The 6,629-nt window shown below is 61.3% G+C and carries 6 protein-coding genes; all 6 read right to left on the reverse strand.

Annotated features, from left to right (window positions below; translation table 11 throughout):
• Nucleotides 1–145: 145 nt before the first annotated feature.
• A complete protein-coding gene (ctpM, locus tag AC1RQB_RS28000; RefSeq protein ID WP_032830329.1) occupies nucleotides 146–1,828 on the reverse strand; it encodes a methyl-accepting chemotaxis protein CtpM in 1,683 nt (560 codons plus the stop codon).
• A 186-nt stretch (nucleotides 1,829–2,014) separates the two neighbouring features.
• A complete protein-coding gene (locus AC1RQB_RS28005) occupies nucleotides 2,015–3,331 on the reverse strand; it encodes a Na+/H+ antiporter family protein (protein ID WP_063340978.1) in 1,317 nt (438 codons plus the stop codon).
• Between the two features lie 493 nt (nucleotides 3,332–3,824).
• Nucleotides 3,825–5,138 carry a sensor histidine kinase gene (locus tag AC1RQB_RS28010; protein WP_063340979.1) on the reverse strand — a complete coding sequence of 438 codons (1,314 nt, stop codon included), beginning with the start codon at nucleotides 5,136–5,138 and terminating at the stop codon, nucleotides 3,825–3,827.
• Complete coding sequence (locus tag AC1RQB_RS28015; protein ID WP_008071174.1) at nucleotides 5,135–5,803, reverse strand: response regulator transcription factor; 669 nt, start codon at nucleotides 5,801–5,803, stop codon at nucleotides 5,135–5,137. Before AC1RQB_RS28015 ends, AC1RQB_RS28010 begins: the two co-directional genes overlap by 4 nt.
• A gap of 3 nt (nucleotides 5,804–5,806) precedes the next feature.
• Nucleotides 5,807–6,127, reverse strand: a complete 321-nt coding sequence (locus tag AC1RQB_RS28020; protein WP_063340980.1) for a PepSY domain-containing protein — start codon at nucleotides 6,125–6,127, stop codon at nucleotides 5,807–5,809.
• Nucleotides 6,127–6,435, reverse strand: coding sequence for a PepSY domain-containing protein (locus AC1RQB_RS28025; protein WP_063340981.1), 309 nt, complete (start codon nucleotides 6,433–6,435; stop codon nucleotides 6,127–6,129). The genes AC1RQB_RS28020 and AC1RQB_RS28025 overlap by 1 nt, the downstream gene beginning before the upstream one ends.
• Nucleotides 6,436–6,629: the final 194 nt, after the last annotated feature.

The raw sequence follows: 6,629 nt of genomic DNA on the forward strand, positions 1-6,629 counted from the left end.
CCCCCCCCCCCCCCCCCCCCCCCCCCCCCCCCCCCCCCCCCCCCCCCCCCCCCCCCCCCCCCGCTCCCACAGGATTTCCGTCGCTCAAATTTCTTAACTTACCGGCATTGGGGGGCAAGCCCCCTCGCCACAAAAGTACTTTCAATCAGATACGGAACTGCCCGACCAATTTGCCCAGGCGCTGACCGAGGTCGGCCAGGCTGCGCGAGGTCTGGGCGCCGAGCTGGGTTTCGTCGGCGACGCTGTCTACGGCCACGGCGATCTGGTGCACGCTGCGGTTGATTTCTTCGGCCACGGCGGTTTGCTCTTCGGCGGCGCTGGCGATCTGGGCGTTCATCGAGTTGATGGTGCCGATCAACTGGGCCATGGCGTCCAGAGATGCCCCCGCCTCGTTGGCCTGGGCCGACGTGCCGTCGCCGGCCTCGCTGGAGCGGCGCATGGCCTCGACTGCCGATTGGGTGCCGGCCTGCAAGCGGTCGATCATGCCCTGGATTTCCTGGGTGCTGATTTGCGTGCGACTGGCCAATGCACGCACTTCGTCGGCGACCACCGCAAAACCACGCCCGGCCTCACCGGCGCGGGCGGCTTCAATAGCGGCGTTGAGCGCCAGCAGGTTGGTCTGCTCGGCAATCGAACGGATCACCCCGAGCACGCTGACAATCGACGACACGTCTTTCTGCAGGCTGTCGAGGGATACGCCGCTGCTGCGAATGTCATTCACCAACGCATGAATCTTCACGATGCTGCCGGCCACCACGCGCTTGGCGGCCTGGCCTTCTTCGTCGGTCTGCTGGGCAGCGACCGCCGCGTTTTGCGCACTCTTGGCCACTTCCTGGGCCGCCGCCGACATCTCATTGATCGCCGTGGCCACCTGATCGGTTTCGTGACGCTGGCGCTCCATGGCTTGATCCGAGCGCTGGGCCTGATCGGACACCTGATTCACCAGACCGGTCAGTTGCGAGGTCATTTCAGTGATCTGCCGTACCAGACCGTGGATCTTGTCGACGAAACGGTTGAACGAGCCGGCCAGTTCGCCGAGTTCATCCTGGCTGGTGATGGTCAGACGCCGGGTCAGGTCGCCCTCGCCCGCCGCGATGTCGTCGAGGTTGGCTTTCATCAGGTTCAGCGGACGCAGAATGGTGTTGGCCAGCAGCATTCCGGCAGCCGCGATCATTAGCAGCACCACCACGGCAATCCCGACAATGCTCAGCACCACGCCTTGCATGCGTTCCTGGACCTTGGCCTCGACCACCGCCACTTGAGCTTCGATGCCGTCGAGGTTGACCGAGGTGCCGACCGCCATGTCCCACTTCGGCAGGTATTCGGTGTAGCCGAGCTTGGGCACCAGCACTTGGGTGTTACCGGGCAGCGTCGAGCTGTATTGCAAGTAATGGGTACCGTCCTTGGCGACTTTCACCAGGTCACGGTTGACGTAGACGCCGTTCGGGTCGCGGTTGTCCTTGAAGCTCTGGCCCACGCCTTCGGGACTGTTGGCCTTGAACAGGCGCACGGTGTTGGAGTCGTAGCCGAAGAAGTAGCCGTCCTTGCCGTAGGTGATACTCGACAGCAACTTGACCACCTGCGCCCGTGCCGCGTCATCGCCGGGGGCGGCCGCGTCGTAGAGCGGTTTGATCGTGGTCATGGCCACGGCAACGTAACTTTGCAGGGTTGCCTTGGCATCGCTGAGCAGGCGCTGACGGGTTTGCTCGACTTCCTTGCGGGCCTGCTCCTGCAGAATGAACAACGTGGTCAGGCTGATGACCAGCGCAAAGAGCAGCACCGGGAGGACGGCAAGGGACAGGACTTTAGCCTTCAGGCTCATGCGCATGACGTTCACTCTTTTGATTTTGTTGGCGTGGTTAAAGCCTATAACGGCAGGCCAATTCAAAAGTTGAGTCAGGGTCACATCGATCCTGTGGGAGCGGGCTTGCCCGCGATAGCGTCGCTACATTCATATCAATGTGACTGAAAGACCGCCATCGCGGGCAAGCCCGCTCCCACAGGGTCAGAGGTGTTACAACACCATCGCCGCCACCCAACCAAACACCAGCAGCGGCAGGTTGTAGTGCAGGAAGGTCGGGACCACGGTGTCCCAGATGTGGTGATGCTGGCCGTCGATGTTCAGACCGGAGGTCGGGCCCAGGGTCGAGTCCGACGCGGGTGACCCGGCATCGCCCAAAGCGCCGGCGGTGCCGACGATGCACACGATGGCGATCGGGCTGAAGCCCAGTTGCACGCACAACGGCACGAAAATCACCGCCAGAATCGGGACGGTGGAAAACGACGAGCCAATGCCCATGGTCACCAACAGGCCCACCAGTAACATCAGCAGCGCGCCAATGGCTTTGCTGTGGCCGATCCACGAGGCCGAGGTTTCGACCAGCGTTTGCACCTGCCCGGTGGCTTTGATCACTTCGCCAAACCCGGACGCGGCGATCATGATGAAGCCGATCATCGCCATCATCTTCATGCCTTCGGTGAACAGATCATCGGTGTCGCGCCATTTGACGATGCCCGACACCGAAAAGATCAGGAAGCCCGCCAGCGCCCCGATAATCATCGAGTCCAGCAGCAACTGAACAATGAACGCAGCGGCAATCGCCAGACCGGCGATCACCAGGCTCATGGGGTTGTATTGCACCGCGACCTGTTCGACCTGCTCGATCTTTTCCAGATCGTAAACGCGCTTCTTGCGATAGCTGATGAAGGCTGCCGCGAGGCCAAACACCATGCCCAGCGCCGGAATGCCCATGGCATGGGTGACGTTGATACCGCTGATGTCTACTCCGCTACGGGCGACGTTGGCCAGCAGGATTTCATTGAGAAAGATGTTGCCGAAGCCCACGGGCAGGAACATGTACGGCGTGATCAAACCGAAGGTGATGACGCAGGCAATCAAACGACGGTCCAGTTGCAGTTTGGTCAGCACGTATAACAGTGGCGGCACCAGCAACGGGATAAAGGCGATATGAATCGGCAATATGTTCTGCGAGGCGATGGCCACCACCCACAGCAGGCCGATCAGCAGCCATTTGACGTTTCCGCCACCGTTGGCGTGCTGGCGATCGACCATGGCCAGGGCCCTGTCGGCCAGCGCATGGGCCAGGCCGGACTTGGCAATGGCCACCGCGAACGCGCCGAGCAAGGCATAGGACAACGCAACCGTCGCCCCGCCGCCGAGGCCGCTGTTGAAAGCTTTAAGGGTCGCGTCGATGCCCAGGCCACCGGTCAAGCCACCGACCAGCGCGCCCACAATCAGCGCGATCACCACATGCACGCGGGACAGGCTGAGTATCAGCATGATGCCGACCGCGGCAATTACTGCATTCATTGTTGTTACCTCAAAAGCAGCGCGGTGAGGCAATCACCGCCAAACGGAATGAGTCCGGCCGGCAGTCTGTATGAGCGCCGCCAGCGGATGGAGAAATGGGTTTTATTAGAGGGCGCGCACTGTGCCGGACCGCTGCCGCCTTGTCAAAGCCAACGCCAACCCCTGCAGGAGCTGCCGAAGGCTGCGATCTTTTGATTTTCAACGACCTCGATGACGCCAGAAGATCAAAAGATCGCAGCCTTCGGGATGTGAATCAGTGTCATAAGGGTATGAGTTGTGTCAGGCGACATTGATATTGACTGTACCGCCGCTATCGCGAGCAGGCTCCCACAGGGGTAGTGGTTGTCCGCAAAATTTGCAGGCAATACAGATCCAATGTGGGAGCGGGCTTGCCCGCGATGGCGTTGTGTCAGGCGATATCGATGTTGACTGTGCCGCCGTCTTCGCGGGCAAGCCCGCTCCCACAGGTTAAGCGGCGTCCTTGCGTTTGGAGTCAGCGTTTGGGTAGCTCGATCGTCACTTTCAACCCGCCCCACTCGCTTTCCTGCAACTTCAACACCCCGCCCCACGTATCGACGATGTCGCGCACGATGCCCAATCCCAGGCCATGCCCATCCGTCTGTTCATCCAGCCGGGTACCGCGACTGAACACTTGAGCGCGCTGGTCTTCGGGAATTCCCGGCCCATCGTCTTCCACGCTCAACTCAAACCCTTCAGCCGTTTCGACCACGCTCAGCCGCACCTCGGCATCCGCCCATTTGCAGGCGTTGTCCAGCAGGTTGCCGAGCAACTCCAGCAGATCTTCGCGATCCCACGGCAGTTGCAAACCGGCAGGCGCGCGGTAGCTCAAGTCGAGGTGTTCGCCGTGGATCATGTTCAACGTGGCTAGCAACCCCGGTAGCTCGGCATCACAATCGAACAACGCTCCCGGCAGTGCATCCCCGGACAGCCGGGCGCGGTTGAGTTCGCGATTGAGCCGTTGCTGAACCTGTTCCAGTTGCGCCTGCATGACTTTGCGCAACTGCGGGTGAGCATCGAGTTTTTCGCTGCAAGCCAGGCTCAACAACACCGCCAGCGGGGTTTTCAAGGCATGGCCGAGGTTGCCCAAGGCGTTGCGTGAACGCTTGAGGCTGTCTTCGGTGTGGGCCAGCAAATGGTTGATCTGCGCCACCAGCGGTTCCAGCTCCAGCGGTACTTCTTCGTCGAGTTGCGAACGCTGGCCCTGCTGCAATTGGGCGATTTGCTCGCGAGCCTTTTCCAGGGGGCGCAAAGCGCGGCGCACGGTGATCCGTTGCAATAGCAAAATCAACAACAGCCCCGCCAGCCCCAACCCCAGACCGACCTGCTGCATGCGCCGAAAGCTCTCGCGCACCGGGGTATAGTCCTGGGCGACGCTGATGGAAATCGCCTGGCCCAACCGGCGATAGTCCGAACGCAACACCAGCAACTGCTGGCCTTCTGGCCCCAATTGCAGATTGCTATGCAGGCCAGGGTGTTCAAGCTGCGGCAGCTCCTGATCCCATAACGAGCGGGAACGCCAATGGCTGTTGGCGAAATCGATACTAAAGTAATGCCCGGAGAACGGTCGCTGATAGGCCGGCGACAAATGCCGCTCATCCAGTTGCAAACCCTGCGGCCCACGCACCAGCGCCACCAGCAGGTTTTCGCTGTCGTTGCGCAACCCGTCTTCGAGGTAGCGTTGCAACCCCATTTCGAACAGCCACAGGCTGGTTTGCGCCAGCACCAGGCCGACGATCACCATCACGCTGATCAGGCCCAGGCTCAAGCGGCGCTGGATCGACCTCACTGGGCTTGCCCGCCGAACAGGTAACCCTGACCGCGACGGGTTTCGATCACGCTGCGGCCGAGCTTGCGTCGCAGGTGGTTGACGTGAACTTCCAGCACGTTGGAATCGCGCTCGGTTTCACCGTCGTAGAGGTGTTCAGCGAGGTGGCTTTTGGAAAGGATCTGTTCAGGGTGCAGCATGAAGTAACGCAGAAGGCGAAACTCGGCGGCGGTGAGCTGGATGTCCGCACCGTCGCGGGTCACGCACTGGCGACCTTCATCCAGATGCAAACCGGCGGCCTTGAGCGTCGGCTGATTGGCGTGACCGTGGGAGCGGCGTAACAATGCCTGGACTCGCAGGTGCAACTCTTCGGGGTGAAACGGTTTGGTCAGGTAATCGTCGGCGCCGGTCTTGAGACCTTCGATCCGCTCGGCCCAGGAACCGCGCGCGGTGAGGATCAGAACGGGTGTGGCCAAGCCGCCGGCCCGCCATTGCGCCAGCACGTCGAGCCCCGGCAAACCCGGCAGTCCCAGGTCAAGGATGATCAGGTCATAGGGCTCGCTGCTGCCCTGGTACACCGCATCGCGGCCGTCGGCCAGCCAATCCACCGCGTAACCCTGCCGGTTGAGGCCGGCCATCAATTCGTCGGCCAGCGGCACATGGTCTTCCACCAGGAGCAAACGCATCGGTCAGTCTTCCTTGTCTTTAAGTAAATGGCCGGTGGTGGCGTTGAGGTCTAGCTCGCGCACCATACCTTCGGTGGTCAGCAGCTCGACCTCGTAAATGTAGACGTCGTGCTTTTCCTCAAGCTCGGCTTCCAGCAACTTGGCCCCGGGATAGAGGTCCAGCGCTTGCTGCAAGAGCTGCTCCAGCGGCAGGATCACACCTTGTTGGCGCAGGCGCAGGGCCTCGTCCTGATCCAGGTCGCGGGCCATGACCACCGAGCAAAATGCCAGAAGCGCCAGCGCCATCCGACTGCTGGCGCGTCGATTTAAACAAAACACCTTCATTACGTATCCTGATGATCCTTGAGAACCTGCCCGTTGACAGCGTCCAATTCCAGGTCCCACTCAAGGCCCTGCGGGTCGCGCAGTTCCACCTGGTAGATGTACTTGCCGTACTCTTCTTCAAGCTCGGTTTCGCTGATTTTGGCGCCGGGGTGTTTGGCCAATGCCGTGGCGTTGAGCTTCTCGAAGGACACAATGGTACCAGCGTCGCGCAGTCTCAGGGCTTCGTCGGGGCCCAGGTCGCGCGCGTGGGCGATATTGGCGGTCAGGCTGATAAGGGATGCGGTGAACAGGGCAGTCAGGATTTTCATGGGGTGTCTCCGTATTTTTTTATGTGTTGCTACAAGAGTTACCTTAGTGATTCGAACTTAACTGAAACTGAATTGCCATCATTGGGGCTGGCACCACGATATCGCAGCCATACACCAAACCTGTGGGAGCGGGGGGGGGGGGGGGGGGGGGGGGGGGGGGGGGGGGGGGGGGGGGGGGGGGGGGGGGGGGGGGG

The sequence above is a fragment of the Pseudomonas sp. GW822-FHT02E03 genome (genome assembly GCF_058802325.1).

Excerpts from the sequence above, each read along its gene's own strand:
- ctpM (WP_032830329.1), bottom strand. The coding sequence starts at position 1,828 with ATGCGCATGAGCCTGAAGGCTAAAGTCCTGTCCCTTGCCGTCCTCCCG.
- AC1RQB_RS28005 (WP_063340978.1), bottom strand. The coding sequence starts at position 3,331 with ATGAATGCAGTAATTGCCGCGGTCGGCATCATGCTGATACTCAGCCTG.
- AC1RQB_RS28015 (WP_008071174.1), bottom strand. The coding sequence starts at position 5,803 with ATGCGTTTGCTCCTGGTGGAAGACCATGTGCCGCTGGCCGACGAATTG.
- AC1RQB_RS28020 (WP_063340980.1), bottom strand. The coding sequence starts at position 6,127 with ATGAAGGTGTTTTGTTTAAATCGACGCGCCAGCAGTCGGATGGCGCTG.
- AC1RQB_RS28025 (WP_063340981.1), bottom strand. The coding sequence starts at position 6,435 with ATGAAAATCCTGACTGCCCTGTTCACCGCATCCCTTATCAGCCTGACC.